25 protein-coding genes, 1 other RNA gene and 1 pseudogene are annotated in these 19,441 nt (G+C 65.8%); 18 read left to right on the top strand and 9 right to left on the bottom strand.

Annotated features, from left to right (window positions below; translation table 11 throughout):
* Nucleotide 1 precedes the first annotated feature (1 nt).
* Nucleotides 2-412, bottom strand: a complete 411-nt coding sequence (locus tag ACX12F_RS19020; protein ID WP_459366045.1) for a VOC family protein — start codon at nt 410-412, stop codon at nt 2-4.
* A 20-nt stretch (nt 413-432) separates the two neighbouring features.
* On the bottom strand, nt 433-867 hold the full coding sequence (locus ACX12F_RS19015; protein ID WP_459366044.1) for a helix-turn-helix transcriptional regulator: 435 nt from the start codon (nt 865-867) through the stop codon (nt 433-435).
* Between the two features lie 83 nt (nt 868-950).
* On the opposite strand from ACX12F_RS19015, the gene ACX12F_RS19010 reads away from it, so the two are divergent.
* Nucleotides 951-1,805, top strand: a complete 855-nt coding sequence (locus ACX12F_RS19010; protein ID WP_459370426.1) for a maleylpyruvate isomerase family mycothiol-dependent enzyme — start codon at nt 951-953, stop codon at nt 1,803-1,805.
* Nucleotides 1,806-1,896: 91 nt separating this feature from the next.
* Nucleotides 1,897-2,268, top strand: a transfer-messenger RNA (tmRNA) gene (gene ssrA / locus ACX12F_RS19005).
* Between the two features lie 145 nt (nt 2,269-2,413).
* Here ssrA and ACX12F_RS19000 read toward each other — a convergent pair.
* A complete protein-coding gene (locus ACX12F_RS19000; RefSeq protein WP_459366043.1) occupies nt 2,414-2,872 on the bottom strand; it encodes a PPOX class F420-dependent oxidoreductase in 459 nt (152 codons plus the stop codon).
* Nucleotides 2,873-3,100: 228 nt separating this feature from the next.
* Between ACX12F_RS19000 and ACX12F_RS18995 the strand changes: the two genes are divergently transcribed.
* The 10 genes and pseudogenes from ACX12F_RS18995 to ACX12F_RS18950 form a co-directional block, all read left to right on the top strand.
* Complete coding sequence (locus ACX12F_RS18995; RefSeq protein ID WP_459366042.1) at nt 3,101-3,571, top strand: nuclear transport factor 2 family protein; 471 nt, start codon at nt 3,101-3,103, stop codon at nt 3,569-3,571.
* A gap of 378 nt (nt 3,572-3,949) precedes the next feature.
* Entirely contained in the window at nt 3,950-4,327 is a 378-nt protein-coding gene (locus ACX12F_RS18990) for a metalloregulator ArsR/SmtB family transcription factor (protein WP_459366041.1), read from the top strand.
* A complete protein-coding gene (gene arsB, locus ACX12F_RS18985; protein WP_459366040.1) occupies nt 4,324-5,415 on the top strand; it encodes an ACR3 family arsenite efflux transporter in 1,092 nt (363 codons plus the stop codon). Before ACX12F_RS18990 ends, arsB begins: the two co-directional genes overlap by 4 nt.
* A 42-nt stretch (nt 5,416-5,457) precedes the next feature.
* On the top strand, nt 5,458-5,883 hold the full coding sequence (locus ACX12F_RS18980; protein ID WP_459366039.1) for an arsenate reductase ArsC: 426 nt from the start codon (nt 5,458-5,460) through the stop codon (nt 5,881-5,883).
* Complete coding sequence (locus ACX12F_RS18975; protein ID WP_459366038.1) at nt 5,880-6,317, top strand: arsenate-mycothiol transferase ArsC; 438 nt, start codon at nt 5,880-5,882, stop codon at nt 6,315-6,317. Before ACX12F_RS18980 ends, ACX12F_RS18975 begins: the two co-directional genes overlap by 4 nt.
* The gene (arsD, locus tag ACX12F_RS18970) at nt 6,314-6,712 is read left to right on the top strand and encodes an arsenite efflux transporter metallochaperone ArsD (protein WP_459366037.1); all 399 of its coding nucleotides are present in this window, start codon (nt 6,314-6,316) and stop codon (nt 6,710-6,712) included. The genes ACX12F_RS18975 and arsD overlap by 4 nt, the downstream gene beginning before the upstream one ends.
* 42 nt (nt 6,713-6,754) lie before the next feature.
* Nucleotides 6,755-7,726 carry a thioredoxin-disulfide reductase gene (gene trxB, locus ACX12F_RS18965; protein WP_459366036.1) on the top strand — a complete coding sequence of 324 codons (972 nt, stop codon included), beginning with the start codon at nt 6,755-6,757 and terminating at the stop codon, nt 7,724-7,726.
* The gene (gene trxA / locus ACX12F_RS18960; protein WP_459366035.1) at nt 7,723-8,055 is read left to right on the top strand and encodes a thioredoxin; all 333 of its coding nucleotides are present in this window, start codon (nt 7,723-7,725) and stop codon (nt 8,053-8,055) included. The genes trxB and trxA overlap by 4 nt, the downstream gene beginning before the upstream one ends.
* Before the next feature lie 48 nt (nt 8,056-8,103).
* The gene (gene arsA / locus ACX12F_RS18955) at nt 8,104-9,888 is read left to right on the top strand and encodes an arsenical pump-driving ATPase (protein ID WP_459366034.1); all 1,785 of its coding nucleotides are present in this window, start codon (nt 8,104-8,106) and stop codon (nt 9,886-9,888) included.
* Nucleotides 9,885-10,183, top strand: a pseudogene (locus ACX12F_RS18950) (FAD-dependent oxidoreductase); the annotation flags it as partial. The gene arsA and the pseudogene ACX12F_RS18950, both read left to right, overlap by 4 nt.
* A gap of 218 nt (nt 10,184-10,401) precedes the next feature.
* On the opposite strand, the gene ACX12F_RS18945 reads toward ACX12F_RS18950, so the two are convergent.
* Nucleotides 10,402-10,683, bottom strand: coding sequence for a hypothetical protein (locus tag ACX12F_RS18945; protein ID WP_459366033.1), 282 nt, complete (start codon nt 10,681-10,683; stop codon nt 10,402-10,404).
* Nucleotides 10,684-10,736: 53 nt separating this feature from the next.
* On the opposite strand from ACX12F_RS18945, the gene ACX12F_RS18940 reads away from it, so the two are divergent.
* The 3 genes from ACX12F_RS18940 to ACX12F_RS18930 all read left to right on the top strand — a co-directional run bounded on the left by ACX12F_RS18940 (nt 10,737) and on the right by ACX12F_RS18930 (nt 13,249).
* Nucleotides 10,737-11,759, top strand: a complete 1,023-nt coding sequence (locus tag ACX12F_RS18940; protein WP_459366032.1) for a bile salt hydrolase — start codon at nt 10,737-10,739, stop codon at nt 11,757-11,759.
* Nucleotides 11,760-11,813: 54 nt separating this feature from the next.
* The gene (locus ACX12F_RS18935; protein ID WP_459366031.1) at nt 11,814-12,422 is read left to right on the top strand and encodes a hypothetical protein; all 609 of its coding nucleotides are present in this window, start codon (nt 11,814-11,816) and stop codon (nt 12,420-12,422) included.
* A gap of 80 nt (nt 12,423-12,502) precedes the next feature.
* Entirely contained in the window at nt 12,503-13,249 is a 747-nt protein-coding gene (locus ACX12F_RS18930; protein WP_459366030.1) for an alpha/beta fold hydrolase, read from the top strand.
* 19 nt (nt 13,250-13,268) lie between these two features.
* Here ACX12F_RS18930 and ACX12F_RS18925 read toward each other — a convergent pair whose 3' ends face one another.
* On the bottom strand, nt 13,269-14,705 hold the full coding sequence (locus tag ACX12F_RS18925) for a glycoside hydrolase family 183 protein (RefSeq protein WP_459366029.1): 1,437 nt from the start codon (nt 14,703-14,705) through the stop codon (nt 13,269-13,271).
* A 205-nt stretch (nt 14,706-14,910) separates the two neighbouring features.
* Between ACX12F_RS18925 and ACX12F_RS18920 the strand changes: the two genes are divergently transcribed.
* The gene (locus ACX12F_RS18920) at nt 14,911-15,534 is read left to right on the top strand and encodes a TIGR03085 family metal-binding protein (RefSeq protein WP_459366028.1); all 624 of its coding nucleotides are present in this window, start codon (nt 14,911-14,913) and stop codon (nt 15,532-15,534) included.
* 76 nt (nt 15,535-15,610) lie between these two features.
* Here ACX12F_RS18920 and ACX12F_RS18915 read toward each other — a convergent pair whose 3' ends face one another.
* Nucleotides 15,611-15,943 (bottom strand): hemophore-related protein, encoded by a 333-nt coding sequence (locus ACX12F_RS18915; protein WP_459366027.1) that lies wholly within the window; start codon nt 15,941-15,943, stop codon nt 15,611-15,613.
* Nucleotides 15,944-16,181: 238 nt separating this feature from the next.
* Between ACX12F_RS18915 and ACX12F_RS18910 the strand changes: the two genes are divergently transcribed.
* Together ACX12F_RS18910 and ACX12F_RS18905 are read left to right on the top strand one after the other, a co-directional pair.
* Nucleotides 16,182-16,790 (top strand): GNAT family N-acetyltransferase, encoded by a 609-nt coding sequence (locus tag ACX12F_RS18910; RefSeq protein WP_459366026.1) that lies wholly within the window; start codon nt 16,182-16,184, stop codon nt 16,788-16,790.
* Between the two features lie 28 nt (nt 16,791-16,818).
* A complete protein-coding gene (locus tag ACX12F_RS18905) occupies nt 16,819-17,511 on the top strand; it encodes a YceI family protein (protein ID WP_459366025.1) in 693 nt (230 codons plus the stop codon).
* Nucleotides 17,512-17,527: 16 nt separating this feature from the next.
* Here the strand turns inward: ACX12F_RS18905 and ACX12F_RS18900 are convergent, their stop codons facing one another.
* Genes ACX12F_RS18900 through crcB (ACX12F_RS18890) form a run of 3 tightly spaced genes read right to left on the bottom strand, consistent with a single transcriptional unit; the run spans nt 17,528 to nt 19,376 of the window.
* Complete coding sequence (locus ACX12F_RS18900; RefSeq protein ID WP_459366024.1) at nt 17,528-18,619, bottom strand: putative PII-like signaling protein; 1,092 nt, start codon at nt 18,617-18,619, stop codon at nt 17,528-17,530.
* Nucleotides 18,616-18,981 (bottom strand): fluoride efflux transporter CrcB, encoded by a 366-nt coding sequence (gene crcB / locus ACX12F_RS18895; RefSeq protein WP_459366023.1) that lies wholly within the window; start codon nt 18,979-18,981, stop codon nt 18,616-18,618. Before crcB (ACX12F_RS18895) ends, ACX12F_RS18900 begins: the two co-directional genes overlap by 4 nt.
* On the bottom strand, nt 18,978-19,376 hold the full coding sequence (gene crcB, locus ACX12F_RS18890) for a fluoride efflux transporter CrcB (RefSeq protein ID WP_459366022.1): 399 nt from the start codon (nt 19,374-19,376) through the stop codon (nt 18,978-18,980). Before crcB (ACX12F_RS18890) ends, crcB (ACX12F_RS18895) begins: the two co-directional genes overlap by 4 nt.
* Nucleotides 19,377-19,441: the final 65 nt, after the last annotated feature.

Below are 19,441 nucleotides of genomic sequence, written 5' to 3'. Positions count from 1 at the left end.
GCTACAGCTGGTTGATCCGGATCAGGTTGCCGGTCGGATCGCGAAAAGCGCAGTCGCGCACGCCGTAATCCTGGTCGGTGGGTTCTTGCAGGACGTCGGCGCCGGCGGCCTCCAAGCGGCCGAACAGCGCGTCGAGATCATCGGTGGCCAGCGTGAGGGCGGCGCCGTACGAACCCTTGGCGATCAGTTCCAGGATGGTGCGGCGTTCGTCGTCGGTGATGCCGGGGTCCGCAGCGGGCGGGTGCAGCACGATCGATGTGCCGGGCTGCCCGGGCGGGCCGACGGTGATCCATCGCATGTCTTGGTAGCCAACGTCTTTGCGCACCTCGAAGCCGAGGTCGTCGCGGTAGAACTTCAGCGCGGCCTCGGCGTCGGTGTGGGGCAGGAATGCGTAGTGAATGGAGATGTCCATGCCCGCAACGCTAGTGCCGGTCAGTGTGGCGGTGCTTCTTGATTCCTGATCGGTCTGGTGACCTGCCGCGCCAGGCAAGCGGGAATGCCGTTGGCCGCCTGCGAATGGTCTCGGCGATACACGCTGGGCGCCACCCCGACCAGCTCGGTGAATCGCGTGCTGAACGTGCCCAGCGAGGAAAAGCCAACGGCGAAGCACACATCCGTCACGCTGAGGTCACCGCGCCGCAGCAGCGTCATGGCCCGTTCGATGCGTCGCGTCATCAGGTATGAGTAGGGCGACTCACCGTAGATGCGCTTGAATTCGCGGCTGAGGTGGCCGGCCGACATGTGCGCGCCACGGGCCAGATCTTCGACATTCAGCGGCTTGGCGTACTCCCGGTCGATCCGGTCCCGCACCTTACGGATCACCGTGATGTCCCGCAGTCGTTGCGCCTCGGCCCGGTCGTCCCCCATGCGGCCATCGTCGCATGACCATTGGTTGGGACACGTCGGGCAATTCGCTGTCCGCGGCGGTGCGGTCGTCGTACCGTCAGCCGGTGAGCAGCTCAACGCGACCCGTCACCGTTCTGGAGAAGTCCGACGTACTGCCCGCTCTCTTCGGGGTGTGGGACGACCTGGACAAACTGTTGTCCACCATCTCCGAGGCAGAACTGCTGACGACACAGACCGAGTTGCCCGGCTGGCATGTCCGGGATGTCGTCGCGCACATCATCGGCACCGAGTTGATGCTCAAGGGCGAGCCGGTGCCCGAGGCCGACACCGATTTCTCCGAGCTGGACCACGTGCACAACCCCATCGGCGTGATGAACGAATGCTGGACCCGCTCGATGGGTGCGTTGTCGAGCGCCGAGCTGTTGGAGAAGTTCCGCGCCGTGACGGGTGACCGGAAGGCCACGCTGACCGCGATGTCGGACGAGGAGTGGAACACCCCGACGATGACCCCGGCCGGCCAGGACAGTCTTGGCCGATTCATGCGGATCCGGACGTTCGACTCGTGGATGCACGAACAGGACATCCGTGAGTCCGTCGCCCGTCCGGCATCCGATGCGGCGTTGCAGAAGCCGGAAGCAGGGCTGTCGCTCGACGAGATCGAGACCATGATGGGATTCGTCGTCGCCAAGCGCGGGGGAGCGCCCGATGGATCGCGGGTCGCGATCGAGCTGACCGGGCCCATGGCGCGCACCATCCGGGTCGCAGTCGACGGCCGCGCCGCGGTCGTGCCCGACTTCGGCGGGGCCGAGCCGACGACGGTGATCCGGATGGACGGCTGGCAGTTCACGCGGCTGTGCGGCGGGCGCCCGCTGGGTGCGGTGCGGCCGGTGGGTATCGAGTTCGAGGGTGACGCCGAAGTTGGGCGACGCATCGTCGAGAACCTGGGTTACGTCATCTGACCTGGTGGTGAGCGTGACCGACAACACGGTGGAGTTGGTCTGAACGATCTCGTATGATGAAGTGTCCTGCCGAAAGTCGGCGGGGGTGCGAGGGGCTGAACGGTTTCGACTTCGCGCATCGAATCAAGGGAAGCGTGCCGGTGCAGGCAAGAGACCACCGTAAGCGTCGTTGTAACCAATTAAGCGCCGATTCTCATCAGCGCGACTACGCCCTCGCTGCCTAAGTAGCGACCGCGTGTCTGTCAGACCGGGAACGCCCTCGGCCCGGACCCTGGCATCGACTAGAGGGACCCACCCACGGGGCCGGTCGCGGGGCCCGTGGGGACATCAAACAGCGACTGGGATCGTCATCTCGGCTTGTTCGCGTGACCGGGAGATCCAAGTAGAGGCATAGCGAACTGCGCACGGAGAAGTCTTGAGGGAATGCCGTAGGACCCGGGTTCAATTCCCGGCAGCTCCACCGGAATAGCAACAGGCCAGGCCCCACGGGGCCTGGCCTGTTTCCTTCCAGTCAACATCTCGGGTATGTGCGTTCTTCGGGCAAGGCGCGACCTCAGCTGGCCAGATGTTGCCGGACGTTGAACGAACATTCACGGCGAGAACAGCGGTCAGGGAGCTGGCGGGAAACCGCCCGTCGCCAGCGGTCCCCATCGGCGTGGCGTCAGCCGAATCAAGCACTTTCCCTGGTCGACCATCGCCTGCCGGTACTCGTGCCAATTCGGATGCTCGCCAGCGATCGTGCGGTAATAGTCGACGAGCAACTCGATGGCATCGGGAAGATCGATGACTTCAGCGTCTCCATCGATCTGTACGTAGGCTCCATTGAATTCGTCCGAGAGAACGAGCACGCTGGCAGTGGGTCGGCGGCGAATGTTCACACACTTGGCTCGTTGTGGATAGCTCGCGATGACCACTCGGCCAGATGCGTCCAAACCGCCAGTGACGGGCGAGCTGTGCAGCGACCCGTCCGCGCGAAACGTCGTCAAGATCATGTTGTGTCTGTTTCGGACAAAGTCGACCAACTCCGGTAGGTCGACTTTGTCAGCTGACGCGAATTTTTGTGCCATGACATCGATGGTAAGTCGGCCCCGCTTGCTTCGCCGAGAATGAAATGAATTGCGGGACAAAGGGTTAATTTGGTCAGAGGGGCAGGCGATACGCCGGCCGGGCAGCTGCTTTCTTTGCGCGACGTCAGACCCTTGCGCTGCGCCGTCACTCTTGACCAGCGCCTCCGTCAGTCCCACGGGTGCTTCGAACCATTGACAAGAACTGGAACGTGTTCTAATTTCGCGAAGATGGGCAGCTCGGCGGCAATCGAAGACATTCGTCAACTCAAATACCGGTACTTCCGGACCTTGGACCTCAAGGAGTGGGATGGCTTCGGCGATTGTCTCGCTTCAGATGTGGTGACCCGCTATGGCACGCATGCCATGGGAGAACCGGTGCACTACGAGGGACGAGACGCCGTCGTCGACTTCATGCGGACCAACCTCGACAACGGAATCATCACAACGCACATCGCCAGCCACCCCGAGATTGAGATTGACTCCGAAACGACCGCGCACGGTTCGTGGGTGTTCGAGGACACTGTGATCGTGCCGGGTCACGCGATGATCCGCGGCTCGGGTTATTACTCGGATACCTATCGCAAGGATGAGGACGGTGCTTGGCGGATCGCCAGCACCGGGTATCAGCGGATCTATGAGGCGCTGGTGTCTCTGGAGGACATGCCGAGTTTCAAGTTGCTTGCGAACCGCTGGGCCTAGTGCTTGTGCGCTTCGGCGCTTTCGCGACACCTTCGGTGGCCGCAGCCATTGCCATTTGATCAACACCTGATCCGGAAGCGTCTGGACCAGCTTGGATGTCAGTTCTGCGCGTGACATCGAGTGAGAACGTCGTCATCTGCCCAGCTCAACGACCAGGAATGTGACACGCCTGTGGCGGGACCGCTGCCGCGGCCGCCGCACAGGCCCCGGCGCCTGAGGCGACGTCCTGCTGCTGACGCCGACGTCTGCCGCGGCACGCGGGGCCCGCCAACATCGCGATGGTGGGCCCCTTGCCATTTCCGCCCACGCGGGCCGCAGTCACCGATGTTCGGCGGTTGTTCACTTGACGGCCGATTCGATATCCATCAATATTGATGTGTGTCGAAATCGTTGGATTCGGGTGACCAGGTGTGTTGTCCGCCCGGGGCGCTGCTCGGTGAACCCCTTTCGGCCGCCGCAGCCGCGGACATGGCGGTCAAGTTGAAGGCCTTGGCCGATCCGGTTCGCCTGCAACTGTTTTCGGCGATCGCCAGCCACGCCGGCGGCGAGGCCTGCGTCTGCGACATCTCCGCCGGTGTGGAGGTCTCCCAACCGACCGTCAGTCATCACCTCCGGGTGTTGCGCGACGCCGGGCTGCTCACGTCGCAGCGCCGGGCGTCGTGGGTGTATTACGCGGTGGTGCCCGACGCGCTGGCCAGCCTGGCGGTGCTGCTGGGCACTTCGCCCGCCATCGCAGCGGCGGGGGTGCCGGCATGACCGACACCACCACATCGTCCGCCGCTCCGGTCGTCGGCAAGCTCTCCACCCTCGACCGGTTCCTGCCGCTCTGGATCGGCGCGGCGATGGTTGCCGGCCTGCTGCTGGGCCGGTGGATACCGGGTTTGAATACGGCGCTGGAAAAGGTTCAGGTGGACGGCATTTCGCTGCCCATCGCCCTGGGTCTGTTGATCATGATGTATCCGGTCCTGGCCAAGGTGCGGTACGACCGCCTCGACACCGTCACCGGCGACCGCAAGCTGATGATCTCGTCGCTGGTGCTGAACTGGGTGCTGGGTCCGGCGTTGATGTTCGCCCTGGCCTGGCTGCTGCTGCCCGATCTGCCCGAATACCGCACCGGGCTGATCATCGTCGGGTTGGCCCGCTGTATCGCCATGGTGATCATCTGGAACGACCTGGCCTGCGGGGACCGCGAAGCCGCCGCTGTGCTCGTCGCGTTGAACTCGATCTTCCAGGTGATCATGTTCGCGGTGCTGGGTTGGTTCTACCTGTCGGTGCTGCCCGGCTGGCTGGGCCTGCCCCAGACCGGAATCTCCACCTCACCGTGGCAGATCGCCAAATCGGTGCTGATCTTCCTGGGGATCCCTCTGGTGGCCGGCTACCTGTCGCGACGGATCGGGGAGAAGACAAAGGGCCGCCTCTGGTACGAGAGCGCCTTCCTGCCCAAGATCGGCCCGTGGGCGCTCTACGGCTTGCTGTTCACGATCGTGATTCTCTTTGCACTGCAAGGCCATCAGATCACCACTCACCCTTGGGACGTGGCGCGCATCGCCCTGCCCCTGCTCGCGTACTTCGCGATCATGTGGGGCGGTGGCTACCTGCTGGGCAGAGTGCTCGACCTCGGCTACGAGCGCACCACCACCTTGGCGTTCACCGCGGCAGGAAACAACTTCGAGCTCGCCATCGCCGTCGCGATCGCCACCTTCGGCGCCACCTCCGGACAAGCCCTGGCGGGCGTGGTCGGACCGCTGATCGAAGTGCCCGTCCTCGTCGCCCTGGTCTATGTATCCCTGGCACTGCGCAAACGCTTCCCCTCCGCCGCGGTGACGCCGTCGCCGTCACCCTGACTCCCCACGTACCCACCCCACTTCTGAAAGGTCAACACTCCGATGGCATCTCAACCCAGTGTGTTGTTCGTGTGCATCCACAATGCCGGCCGTTCCCAGATGGCCGCCGGCTTCCTGCGCTCACTGGGCGGCGGGGCCATCGTGGTGCGCTCGGCGGGCAGCGAACCGAGCGAACGGGTGAACCCCGCCGCGGTGGAGGCGATGGCCGAAGTCGGGATCGACATCTCCGATCAAACCCCGAAACTGCTGACCCACGAGGCGGTCGAAGCCTCCGATGTGGTGATCACGATGGGCTGCGGCGACGCCTGCCCGATCTTCCCCGGAATCAGCTACCGCAACTGGGAACTGGAAGATCCCGCAGGCAAGGGAGTCGAGGCGGTGCGCCCCATTCGTGACGAGATCCAAACCCGCGTGCAGGCACTGGTCGCCGAGTTGCTGCCCGCCGGGGCACCCGCTGCGGGCGCATGAGCACACCGAAGGTCCTGTTCGTCTGCAAGTCCAACAGCGGCAAGTCCCAGATGGCCGCCGGGCTGATGCGCCAACTGGCCGGTGATCGGATCGAGGTGTATTCGGCCGGTACGGATCCGGGAACGGCCGTCAATGCGCTGTCGGTCGAGTCGCTGCGGGAGGTGGGTGCCGACATGAGCGGCGAGCATCCCAAGCCGATCGACCCTGAACTTGTGCGCGACGTCGATGTGGTTGTCGTCCTGGGCCGCCAGGCCCGCGTCGAGCCGGTGGCCGGGACGCGGTTCGAGACCTGGGACACCGACGAGCCCTCCGAGCGGGGGATCGACGGGATCGAGCGGATGCGATTGATCCGCGACGACATCGCCGCCCGCGTGAAGCGCCTCGCCCACGAGCTGAATCAGCCAGTGTTCCAACCCGATAAGGAGATCCGATGAGCAAGATCGAGGTATTCGAACCCGCCCTCTGCTGCAACACCGGGGTGTGCGGGCAGGACGTCGATCAGGACCTGGTCACCTTCACCGCCGACATGGCCTGGCTGCGGGAGCAGGGTGCGACGATCACCCGCCACAACCTGGCCAACGACCCGCAGGCCTTCGCTCACAACGACGCCGTCAAGGCCTTCCTGCAGGTTTCCGGCTCGGCCGGACTGCCGCTGGTCCTCGTCGACGGCGTCACCGCCATGACCGGCCGTTACCCCGACCGCGACCAGTTGAGCACCTGGGCCGGACTGCAGGACACCGCGCCGGCACCCGCCGGCGGCGAGTTGGGCATCACCGCCGCCGATTCCGGGGGCGGCTGCTGCGGTGGCGGCGCCTCGAGCTGCTGCTAACCAGCCCCAGCATCCCCGACAGCGACGAAGAAAGACCCGTCCATGAGCACCGAGCCTGTGCATGACGTCATCATCATCGGATCCGGCCCTGCCGGCTATACCGCGGCGATCTACACCGCCCGCGCCGAACTGAATCCCCTTGTGTTCGAGGGCACCTCGTTCGGGGGTGCCTTGATGACGACCACCGAGGTGGAGAACTACCCCGGCTTCCGCAACGGGATCCAGGGCCCGGAACTGATGGAGGAGATGCGCGAGCAGGCCCTGCGCTTCGGCTCCGACCTGCAGATGGACGACGTCGAGTCTGTCGATTTGGCCGGACCGGTGAAGACGATCGTCACCGCCGGCGGGGAGACCCACCGGGCCCGCGCGGTCATCCTGGCGATGGGGGCAGCCGCCCGCTACCTTGGTGTGCCCGGTGAGCAGGAACTGCTCGGCCGCGGGGTGAGCGCCTGTGCGACCTGCGACGGCTTCTTCTTCAAGGACCAGGACATCGCCGTGATCGGCGGCGGTGACTCTGCCATGGAGGAAGCCACCTTCCTGACCCGGTTTGCCCGCAGCGTCACTCTGGTCCACCGCCGCGCGGAATTCCGCGCCTCCAAGATCATGCTGGAACGGGCCCGCGCCAATGACAAGATCACCTTCCTGACCAACACCACCGTGATCGCCGTCGACGGCGATACCACGGTGATCGGCCTGCGGGTCCACAACGTCCTCACCGGAGAGAACACCACCCTGCCGGTCACCGGAGTTTTCATTGCGGTCGGGCACGATCCCCGCTCGGAACTGGTCCGCGACAGTGTCGAGGTCGACGTCGAGGGCTACGTCCAGGTCCAGGGACGCACCACCGCCACCTCAGTGCCCGGCGTCTTCGCCGCGGGCGATCTTGTCGACCGCACCTACCGCCAGGCCATCACCGCCGCCGGCAGCGGCTGTGCAGCCGCGATCGACGCCGAACGCTGGCTGACCGAACTCCACGACACCGCCACCACCGAGATGATCGGAGCACAACCATGAGCGCCCACACCACCCCGCTGACCGTCACCGACGACACCTTCACCGCCGATGTCCTGGACAGCACAACCCCTGTCCTGGTGGACTTCTGGGCACCCTGGTGCGGACCGTGCAAGATGGTCGCCCCCGTGCTCGAAGAGATCGCCAAAGACAAGGCCGGGACGTTGACGGTGGCCAAGATCGACGTCGACACCAACCCCGCCCGCGCCCGCGAATTCCAGGTCGTCTCCATCCCGACGCTGATCCTGTTCAAGGCCGGCAAGCCGCTCACCCGGATCGTCGGAGCCAAGGGCAAAGTCGCCCTGCTCAAGGAAATCGCCGACGCCCTCTAAGTCGTTCCGCGCTCACCCATCAACAACCCCGAAGGGAATCCCGCCGTGATGACGTTTCTCACCGACCCGCCGCGCTTTCTGTTCTTCACCGGCAAAGGCGGGGTCGGCAAAACGTCCATCGCGTGCGCGGCGGCGCTGGCGCTGGTGAGCGCGGGCAAGAAGGTGCTGCTGGTTTCCACCGACCCGGCCTCCAACGTCGGGCAGGTCTTCGGGGTCAGCATCGGCAACCGCATCACCGCCATCCCCGCCGTGGCCGGTGTTTCCGCGCTGGAGATCGACCCCGAAGCGGCCGCCGCGGACTACCGCGAACGCATCGTCGGCCCAGTGCGCGGACTACTCCCCGAGGCCGAGATCGCCGCCATCACCGAACAGCTCTCCGGCTCATGCACCACCGAGGTGGCCTCCTTCGACGAGTTCACCGCCCTGCTCACCGACACCGACAGGTCCGTCGGCGACTTCGACCACATCCTGTTCGACACCGCCCCCACCGGACACACCATCCGCCTGCTGCAACTGCCCGGAAACTGGACAGAATTCCTGCAAAACGGCAAGGGCGACGCCTCCTGCCTGGGCCCGCTGGCCGGACTCGAAAAGCAGAAGAGCACCTACGCCGCCGCCGTGGCCGCCTTGGCCGACCCGCAGCGCACCCGAGTGGTCCTGGTCACCCGGCCGACGCGCTCGGCGCTGCGTGAAATCGACCGCACCCATGGGGAACTGGCCGCCCTCGGGATGAACCGCCAAAACGTGGTGGTCAACGCCGTCATGCCCCAACCCGCCGATGACACCGACCCGCTGGCCAGTGCGGTATACCGCCGCGAGCAGGCCGCCCTGGCCGACATGCCCGTCGCCCTGCGCGCACTGCCGCGCGACATCATCGACCTCAAAGCCGACAACATGGTCGGCCTCGATGCCCTGCACACCCTGTTCGACACCGCCCTCGTTGCCAGCTCTGCCGACACCGCTGCGGCCACCCCGCACGCCGTCGCGGTCGCACCCCTGCGTGATCTCGTCGATGAGATCGAGCGCAGCGGAAAGGGATTGGTGATGTGCATGGGCAAGGGCGGTGTCGGTAAGACCACCGTCGCCGCCGCGATCGCGGTCGCGCTGGCCGAACGCGGCCACGACGTCCACCTGAGCACCACCGACCCCGCCGCCCACCTCACCGAAACCCTCCAGGGCGGGGTCGAGCACCTACGGGTCTCCCGCATCGACCCCGCCGAAGCCAGCCAGCAGTACCGCGACCGCGTCATGGCCAGCAAGGGCGCCCACCTCGACGAGGCCGGCAAAGCGACCCTCGCCGAAGACCTGCGCTCACCGTGCACCGAGGAAGTCGCTGTCTTCCAGGCCTTCTCGAAAGTCATCCACGAATCCCGCAGCACCTTCGTCGTCCTGGACACCGCCCCCACCGGACACACCCTGCTGCTCCTGGACGCCACCGGCTCATACCACCGTGAGATCGCCCGCCAGATGGGCGACAGCGGCCATTACACCACCCCACTCATGCGCCTCCAAGACCCGGACCTGACCAAAGTCCTGCTCATCACCCTGGCCGAAACCACCCCTGTGTTGGAAGCCGCCGATCTGCAGAACGACCTCGAACGCGCCGGCATCCACCCGTGGGCATGGGTCATCAATAACTCCGTTGCCGCCGCCGCCCCCACCAACCCGCTGCTGCAACGACGTGCCGCCACCGAGATCAGCCAGATCGACACGGTCCGAACCCGATACGCCGACCGCTACGCTGTCATCCCGCTGCTGGCTGAGGAACCTATCGGCGTCCCTGCCCTCACCCGACTCACCCACGACAGCGCCGTCGACGCGGCGACCGGGTGAATCCCGACGACGTCGACGTCGACGTCGCGGTCATCGGTGGCGGCCAGGCGGGCCTCGCCGCAGGCTACTGCCTGCGCCGCGCGGGGCTCCGGTTCGTGATCCTCAACGATCAGCCCACGCCCGGGGGTGCCTGGCCGCACACCTGGAAATCGCTGACCCTGTTCTCACCGGCTGAGTTTTCCTCGCTGCCGGGATGGCCCATGCCGCACTGGCCCAACGGGTTTCCCCCGCGCGCCACGTCATCGCCTACCTAACCACCTATGAACAACGATCTCCTAAACCACCACGACGACCTGGGTCATCACCTCCCCGCCGAGGTTCCTGCCCGACGACGTCGACGGGCGAGCCCTCTTCGATGTCGCCACAAGACGGAGCGCCGACATTCGCGCTGCGGCCCACGCATGTCCCGCAATTCTCAAGAATTTGTCACTTTTGACATCGGTGTGTCATCGAATTTGAGAATGTGACATCACGTTTGAGAACGGACATTGGACACTGCTGACTATCGAGTGCTCAGCAGTTATGAAGGGCGATGTCTTTGCCTACATAGGGGTCGTAGCCACGACTCACGACGTAGTCCGACACGGCTTTGAGGCAGCCACCGGCACTGGTCAGCACCAGATCGGCAACCATCGCGCACGTGGCAGCGCGGTAGGTGCCCACATGGTGCACTTCCTGTGGGATGAGCAGATTGCCGAGTTCGCAGTAGGCGTCTGCGTGGGCCACGGGAACCCGCACCAGTACTGGAGCGGACAAGGTGACAGCGACGACGACGGCTGCAAACGACTTGTTCACCTCGACAGTATGGCCGGGCGGGAGCGAGCGCATGGAAAGTTAGGCTTCCTCGGGTGTGCACACGAGTCATCTGGCCCGACGCGGGCGATGCGGTCCTGGTCGGCCGCAACATGGACTTCCACCGAGACCTCATGACCAACCTGTGGAAGCAGCCGCGCGGCGTGACCCGCAACGACGGGGTCGCGGGCAAGCTGACCTGGACCTCCAAGTTCGGCAGCGTGATCGCGACTGCCTTCGACATCATCTCGGTGGACGGCATCAACGAGGCCGGCCTGGCGGGGCACGTGCTGTGGTTGGCCGAATCTACTTACAGCACACCGGATGACACCCGGACCGAGCTGAGTCAGGCGATCTGGCTGCAATATTTCCTCGACAACTTCGCAACAGTGGCCGAGGCCGTCGCGTGGATCGCCGAGACCGACGTGCAGGTGGTCCAGATGGCTGACCCCACCGGTGGCGACCCGCCCACCATTCATCTGGCGCTCGATGACGCCACCGGCGACTCGGCGATCATCGAGTACGTCGACGGCCAGCCGAAGGTCTACCACAGCAAGGACTTTCGGGTGATGACGAACTCACCCACCTACGATCAGCAGCTCGAGCTGGTGAAGAATTTCGAGGGCCTCGGGGGCACCGAGCCCTTGCCGGGATCCACGCTGGCCTCCGACAGGTTCGCGCGAGCCACCTACTACGCCGGCCGGCTGCCTACGCCATCGAGCCAGGTCGAAGCAATCGCGAGCATGTTCTCGGTGATCCGCAACGCCGCCCAGCCCTTTCGGATCCCGGACCCCGGCAAACCGGACGCCTCGCAGACCATCTGGCAGGTCGTGCTGGACCTGACCAACAAGCGGTACGTCTATGAATCCACCACGCGGCCCAACATTGTGTGGGTGGATCTGGCCGACCTCGACTTCAGCGAGGGCAGTCCGCAGCTCAAACTCGACCTCATCAGCGAACTCGCCATTGAGGGCGGCATCGCCGGCAACGTCGGTGGCAAGTTCGCGGACGTCGGACCGATGACCTTCCTGTCGTTATCTCTTCTCCGCGAATTGGCAAATACCAAGCCGGAGCATTAGCGGCACGTCCGCTAATGCCGTGACGTGTCGCTGATGCTCTGACACGCTGTGCGGGTGGACCTGATGTGGGGTGTCGTCGCGTTGACGGTCGCGACGTTCACCGTGCTGCTTGCCGTCCGCCGCGTTGTCATGGCCGTCAGTGGATTGGTGTTCGCGCGCTACGTCGCCGTCGGCGGGTTGGCGGCGTTCTCCGTCGACCGCGACGCGGCTGATGGCTACACCGTGCGGTTCGAGGTCGGTGGGCCGGCCGTCTTCCACAACGTGTCGGTGCAATTGTGTGGCGGCCAGGATGCTGATCCGGCACCACCGCCGTTGCGCCACACCATGATTGCCGGCGACGATCCGATCGAATGGACCTTCCGGCTTCCTGACGGCGCCGCAGCGCAGGCGTGGGTGATGGTCACCTGGGTCCGGCCGTATCTGCAGGGCGTCGAATCCGAGGCGCTCGCTCACCGTCTGCAGGCCGGCCGGCTGTACGAATGGCGTTGGTACTCGGAGACGAACCGCTACGTGCGGACCGTCATCCGCTTCGTCGCTCGACGGTGGGACGTCGGTGGAGAGTCGTTGCGTGAGCTGCCGCTGTACGGGCGGTGGCGGCGCACCTCGTCGAACAGCCGCGCCGATCTGCTGGGGCCGGCGGCGACGCCGCCGCCGGTGCCGTAGGTCGACGCCCGGTGGTCCGCGATTGGGATGACCGGTCGCAACCGGCCACGCTACCGTCACCGCAGTGCCAGGATGGCGCCATGACTGTTGTTCTCGTGCATGGCAATCCCGAGACCGATGCGATCTGGGGTCCGCTGGTCGACGTGCTCGGTCGCGACGACGTGGTGCGGTTGTCGCCACCGGGATTCGGCGCGCCGCTGCCTGACGGTTTTCCAGCCACCTACCTTGCCTATCGGGACTGGCTCGAGACCGAATTGGAGGCCATCGGTGAGCCGGTTGATCTGGTGGGCCACGACTGGGGCGGCGGCCACGTGCTGACCGCCGTCATGCACCGGCCCGAACTCGTCCGCAGCTGGGTGACTGACGTCATCGGGACACTCGACCCGGACTTCGCCTGGCACGACATGGCTCAGGTGTGGCAGATGCCGGGGGAGGGTGAGCAACTCGTCGACACCATGCTCGGCGGGTCCGTGGAGGACCGTGCCGGCCAGATGGTCGCTCTCGGGATGCCGCTGGATGTTGCCACGGCCCTCGCCACCGCCCAGGGGCCGGAGATGGGGCGGGCGATACTGGCGCTGTACCGGTCGGCGCGTCAACCCGCGATGGCGGAAGCCGGGCGTGACATCGAAAACTTGCGTGCCAGGCCGGGGTTGGCGCTGCTGGCCACCGCGGACCCGTACATCGGTTCGGGCGAAATCCGTTACCGCGCAGCGGAACGGGCGGGCGCGCGCACCGCGACGCTCGACGGCTTGGGACACTGGTGGATGCTGCAGGACCCGGTGCGGGGCGCCACCGCCCTCACCGAGTTCTGGGCCACCCTCGATTGAACGTCAAAGCCGAACTGGCTCAGGGCAGTACGGTGTGCAGCAGCATCACGTTATACGCCGACCACAGCGACAGCGTGAAGTACAGATCGCGACCGTTGGACCACGGGTGCAGGTACGGCGCGTAGACGCCGCCCGGGAACTGCTGCGACGACACCACCAATTGTTCTGGGCCCCAAGGTCCTTGCGGTGTCGGCGCGGTGCGGATAACCACATCGGACAGGTTGTTGCAGTACATCACCAGGTACTGCTTGAGGTAGGTGTTGTACTGCACCGACATCTCGCCGACCGGGCCGGGGATGATCGGCGACGCCGCTGCGGGGTTGTTGGGCACCCACGACTGGCTCTCGTTGTTCCAGTACTCGTACTTGCTCATGTCCGGCAACAAGTTCTGCGGCACGCGAGACACGTAGGCGCTTCCGCTTCGGCCGGAAGGGGTTCCGTACGAATAGATGTAGCCGTCACTGCCCTTCAGAAACGCGCCCTGCTGGAAATTCTCGTTCCCGGGCAGGTAGGCGACCCGCGACACACTGTCCGGCGACATCGGCCGGACGCTGCTCGGGTACACACCCCAGTTCTGGCCGTTGTCGTTGGAGACGGCGATCGCCGAGTAGTTCGTCGTCCACTGACCGGTGCTATCCCAGTTCTTGATCGACATGAAGCTGGCGTATTGCGTCTTGCCCACGGAGACACCGGAGGTCGGGATGATGCCCTTCTCGACTGGCGCCCAGCGAATGGTGGGGATGGTTTGCTTGGCCAGGTTCGGCTGCCACTCGGGGGAGCCCGAATAGGGGTTGGTCACCGAGCCGGGCGGGATGTGGACGCCGTGCGACAGCGTGCGGTCGCTGGTGCGCAACATGGTGTTGTAGCGCCACTGCTGGTTGGGGGTGGCGCAGTAGCCGTACGTGTCCCCGAACATCATCAGCACCTGGTTGTTCACCGGATCGCCGTTGTCCCACATGATGCCGAGGTCGGTGCCGGAGATGCCGAACCGCTGCAGGGTGTCGCCGCCGGCGCTCTGGTCGCCGGTGACCCAACCGACCAGTGACGTGGTGCCCGCGTCGATGGGTGGCGCCGGTTGTGCTCCGGGCTGGGGTTGCGCCGCGGCGGGGGCAGGCTGCGCCACGCGTTGTTGGACCGGTGGCTGTGGCACGCGAGGTGTGCCGGGTAGCACTCCAGCCTGCTGTTGCACGGTGCCCTGGGTGAAGACGCTCAGCAGTGATCGTGACAGTTTGCCGAGTGTCGGCAGCGGTGCCTTGTCGTTCGCATTGCTCGGTCGGTGGCCGCCGTTCGGCGGCCGCATGACGCCGCTCGACGGCACCCCGTTCGGCGGCAGCATGCCGGCATTGGGACCGGTGCACGGTTCCGCTGCTGCGCGGGGCGGTGCGATGCTCACCGCTCCACCGAGAACGACGGCGGCCGTCAAAGCCACCGATGCAAGTCGAGGACGCGGCGACACGGTCACACCTTTCGGATGGCGGGCGGCGCTCGGACGCCAGCGAGGGGCTTTTGTGACCATAGTTATCAATGGGGTTGTTGAGACCCCTGCTGCGCGGATGGGTACCCATCTGTAACCGCGTCGCGACCGTTCACCTGGCGTTTGCCCAGCGGTGGTGACCTGCGTCGCAATGCTCGGGCGGCGCCGCCCGCCCTAGACTCACCCCATGACAGCCGCCCAGCGGGAACGCGCCGCACTCGTCGAATCCCTGCGCGAGCACGGGCCTGATGCACCGACCTTGTGTGAGGGCTGGAACGCCCGCGATCTCGCCGCGCATCTGGTGGTCCGGGAACGCCGGCTCGATGCCGCACCCGGCATTCTGGTGCCGCAATTGGCCGGCTACACCGATCGGGTACAGGCTCAGGTGACCGCGTCGACCGATTGGGAAAAGCTGGTCGACATGATCGCCGCGGGTCCGCCGCTGTACTCGCCATTCAAACTGCTCGACCCATTCGTCAACGTCGCCGAGATGTTCATTCACACCGAGGACGTCCGCCGGGCCCAGCCGACCTGGGAGCCGCGTGAGCTCGACGAGCACCTGGTGGCGGCGCTGGCGGGACAGGTGGCGAACATGGCGCGGATGGGGATGAGGAATTCGCCGGCGCGGATCACCCTCGTGACCCCCGAGGGCCGCCGCCTCGCCGCCGTCGGCCGTGGCGCCGAGGTGACGGTGACCGGCGCGCCCGGCGAGCTACTGCTCTTCGCTGCGGGCCGTGGACCCGCGCAGGTGACCTTTACCGGACCTGACGAGGCCGTGGCCGCGGTCCGGGGCTCACACCGCGGATTCTGATTGTCGGCGTGCCCCTAGAAAGCACAACGCAGCTCGATCCCGAAGGATCGAGCTGCGTTGTTGCGGACTTCTGGGATCAGAAGTTGTTGCAGGTGTTGGCGACGTTCAGCACCAGGTCGGTGTACCCAGCGGCACCCGGGGTGTTGTACGCCCGCGTGATCAGCGCCTTACGCTGCTGTGGGCCGGAGGCGATCAGCTGGTGCAGGTAGCCGACGCCGATCGGGTTGGCCTGCAGCTCGGCTGCGGCACCCGGGTCGAGGGCGTTCAGAGCGGCGATCACCTGCGGGTAGGTGCAGGTCGAGTACATGATCGGGGTGGGGTCCGGCTGAGCGTAGGCAACAGCGCCGCTGGCCATGACTGCGACCAGTGCCGAACCAGCGCCGACCATCATCCGAGTGGTGAAAGACATTGTGTATTCCCCTCCCGCACCAGCTAAGCGATGCGACCAAAGTGATTGATGACTACGTTAGCAGCTCTATCGACCTTGGGTGGCTGAGCGTTACAGGGTCCGTCATGCTCTTTCGGTGTGCGTTTTGGGGGCCGGGTGGCAGGGCTGCCGCCTTCGGTGTTCAGGCACACAGCGAAGTCTCACGCGATGAAATGTAGGCAAAGCTAACCTAAATTAATCGGGTAGGCTCGCCGCTGAAATGACCGAGATTGATCAGGGGCCGGTTCTACCGCGCGAGTTGACGTCAGTGTCCGCAGAGGTGCGGGCGGTAGGTGCGCCACCCATGCCGCAGCTCGCCGGCCCGTGGGCCGTGCGTCTTGTCGACGCCGAAGCCGACGCCGAGATGCTGTCCGAATGGATGAATCGTCCGCATCTGGCCGAGGCCTGGGAGTATGACCGGCCGCCGCAATGGTGGCGGCGGCATCTTCAGGCGCAGCTCGACGGTGAGTACTCCCGGCCGCTGTTGGTGAGTTATCAGGACAACGCCATCGGCTACCTCGAGCTGTACTGGGCAGCGAAGGATTCCATCGCTGCTCGATACGATGCCGATCCGTATGACTTGGGACTGCACGCCGCGATCGCTGATGAGCGCTTCGTGCACCGCGGACTCGGACCGATGCTGATGCCCCAGTTGGTGGCGAGCCTGTTCGAACTGGTCCCGTCCTGCCGCCGGGTGATGTTCGATCCCGACCACCGCAATGTCGGTGCGCGCCGGCTGGTCGAGCACGGCGGCGCCGAGTTCCTCGGTGAACATGACATGGCCAACCGCAGGATGGCGCTGTACGCGCTGGCGCGCCCATCCAGCTGACGTCGCACCGGCCCTGTATATAAGGGGAGTGGCAAAAAGGCTTCTGCTGTTGCTGGCAGTGCTCGCCGTCGTGGGGGTTTGCGCCGGACCGTGGTTCTACCGAACCCAGATGGAGGGCCCGCCGGCTCCGATGCTGAGCCTGCCGACGACACATCGCCCGGCCAGCACCAACCTCGATGGCAAATGGGTGGTGAGTGCAGGTCCCGAAGACGAGGCCAAACGCACGCAGGCCGGTTACCGCGCCCGGCAAAAACTCCTGTGGGAAACCGTCATCGTCACCGGGCGGACCAATTCGGTCCGGGGTGACGCCACGGTTGCGGGCGGCAACTTGCAGGCGGCGAGCTTCGTCGTCGACGTCGGGACCATGCAGTCGGCGCACCGGGGCCGGGACGACAAGTTCCGCAGTGCCGAAGTGATGGACGCCGCGCAGTTCCCGACAGCCAAGCTCGCTGTGCTCGATCCGGTCAACCTGTCCGCCGTCTCCGGCGATGGCACGCCCACCACCCTGGAAGTGTCGGCGCAACTCACCCTCAAGGGCGTCAGCCGGCAGGTGGCGGTGCGGCTGGACGTGCAGCGGTCGGGTAGCGGCGTGGTCGCCGTGGGCCAAATCCCCGTCACCTTCGCCGATTATGGGATCGCACCGCCGCCGCCGCCGGCCGGTCTGCTCGCTGTCGATCCGATCGTCACCATCGAATTCCTGGTGAACCTGGTCAAGCGCTGAACGCGGACGGGGACCTTCAGGGTTGAAAGTGCCCCAGATTGGTACCGCCGTCCCGGTGCCCGTTGTCCACGGACACCAGCGCGGGCACGCGTTCGCAGGTGACCACTCCATGCGCGGTGGTCACCTCATCGATGAGATCGAATGCGGCAGCGATGTTCTCGGGGGTGTCCACCACGATGGTCGTGACCGGAACCTGACGCCCGAGCTGAAAGAGCTTGTCGCCGTGCGGTGTCCGCCCGTCGTGGAAGCCCCAAATGCCGCGTAGGACGGTGACGCCGCGGCTGTTTTCGTTGGCGCGCAGCCGCCGGACGATCTCCCGGTGCACCGGTTCGCCGTCATGCAGGGTGTCTTCGGCCGTATGGATCATCAGCTTCTGCCACAACGGAGTTCCATTGGCGTCGCGGGCCGGGAGCGCACCGGGGCGGGCCACCAGCGTCCCTGCCTGTTTGCACAGCTCGGCCCGCTCCACCGTCACCAACGGATCGGGCAGTAGGCGCTCCAGTTCGGGTAACACCGCGGCGGCGCGGGCGCCGTCGCCGACCGCGATGATCATCACCGGAACGTCGGTGTTCCGGTTCAGGAACCGGGCCCGCTCGCGGTGTCCGCGGACGGTGCCGTCGACCCCGAGAAACACCGACGCACAGGCGAATCCGCTGCGGTGGAGCAGGTCGCACACCGCCATATGGGCGGGACGGCCGTTGATCCGGTGCTGGCGCCCGACGTAGACGCTGAGTTTGGTGTGCTCGCCGACGCTGGTGGCGGTGATGAGGCGGGCGCGTTCGAGCGTGATGAGTCCGCGGGTCGTCAGCTCCACGGTCCGCTCGGCCAGCCCCGCGATCTTGTCGGCGGTATCCACCGCGGCGATGGCCACCGGCAGGTCCTCGGACTGGCTCAGGGTCTGGTCGGTGCGCAGCTGGTGCCGCGGCCCGAATCCGGCGATGCCACGCAGCACGACACTGGTGGCGACATTCTCGGCGCCGTAGAGGTCGAGAAGTTCCTCGGCCAGGAACCGATCCTGATGGCGGCCGGGGCGAGCGAAGCGACGGGAGACACGTTGGCGCTCACCGAAGTACGTCGTCAGTTTCAGGTAGTCCGCCGATTCGCTCACAGTAAGCCGCCCATCCACAATCCCAGCGCCGCGGCGGCCAGGCCCAGCACCACGCTCGCCACGACATTGGCCAGCGCGTACCAGACCTGCCGCTCCTCCCCGAAGCGCTGGGTTTCCAGCATCCACGTCGAGAACGTCGTATATGCACCGACAAATGCAGTCCCAGCCAGCAGGGCGACGTTGGGACTCAACGCCAGTCCGCCGAAGAATCCGAGCAGCCAGGCGCCGCTGAGGTTCACCACGAAGGTGCCATACGGGAAGCTGCTGCTCTTGCGTTTGGATATGGCGCGGTCGACCAGGAAACGCGTCACCGCGCCTACGCCGCCGATGAGGGCGACACCGAGCCAGATGACTGCCGTCATGCCCGCACCCGGACTCGCCGCACCAGCACCGTGGCCAGGTACACCGCAGCCAGGCCCGCGACGATGCTGGCCACCGTGTAGCCCGCGGCCAGCCCGTAGGCGCCGTGCCCGAGCATCCGGACCGTCTCGACCTGCATGGTGCTGAACGTGGTCAGGCCGCCGCACACGCCGGTGCCGAGTAGTGGGCGCTGGTAGCTCGACACAGGCAGCCGCTCCAGTAGCCGGGTGGTGAAGTACCCGAGCAGGAACGCGCCGACGATGTTGACGACGAACGTGGGCCAGGGCCAGTGCTCGGGATGAGGCACGGCGAAGACGGCCAGGGCCGCGCGCGCGACAGTGCCGATGGCGCCCCCGACGAACACGGCGGCCAATTCTCGGTTGTCGTGGCCGAACATAGGGCAAAAGTATGGTGGCTGAACGCCGACAGGTGCACACCGGGGGAGAACCGGTAGCAGAATCG

Source organism: Mycolicibacterium sp. HS_4_1, assembly GCF_054515875.1.
Note: the sequence above shows the minus strand (reverse complement) of the source record. Positions and strands in the feature narration are given on the sequence as shown.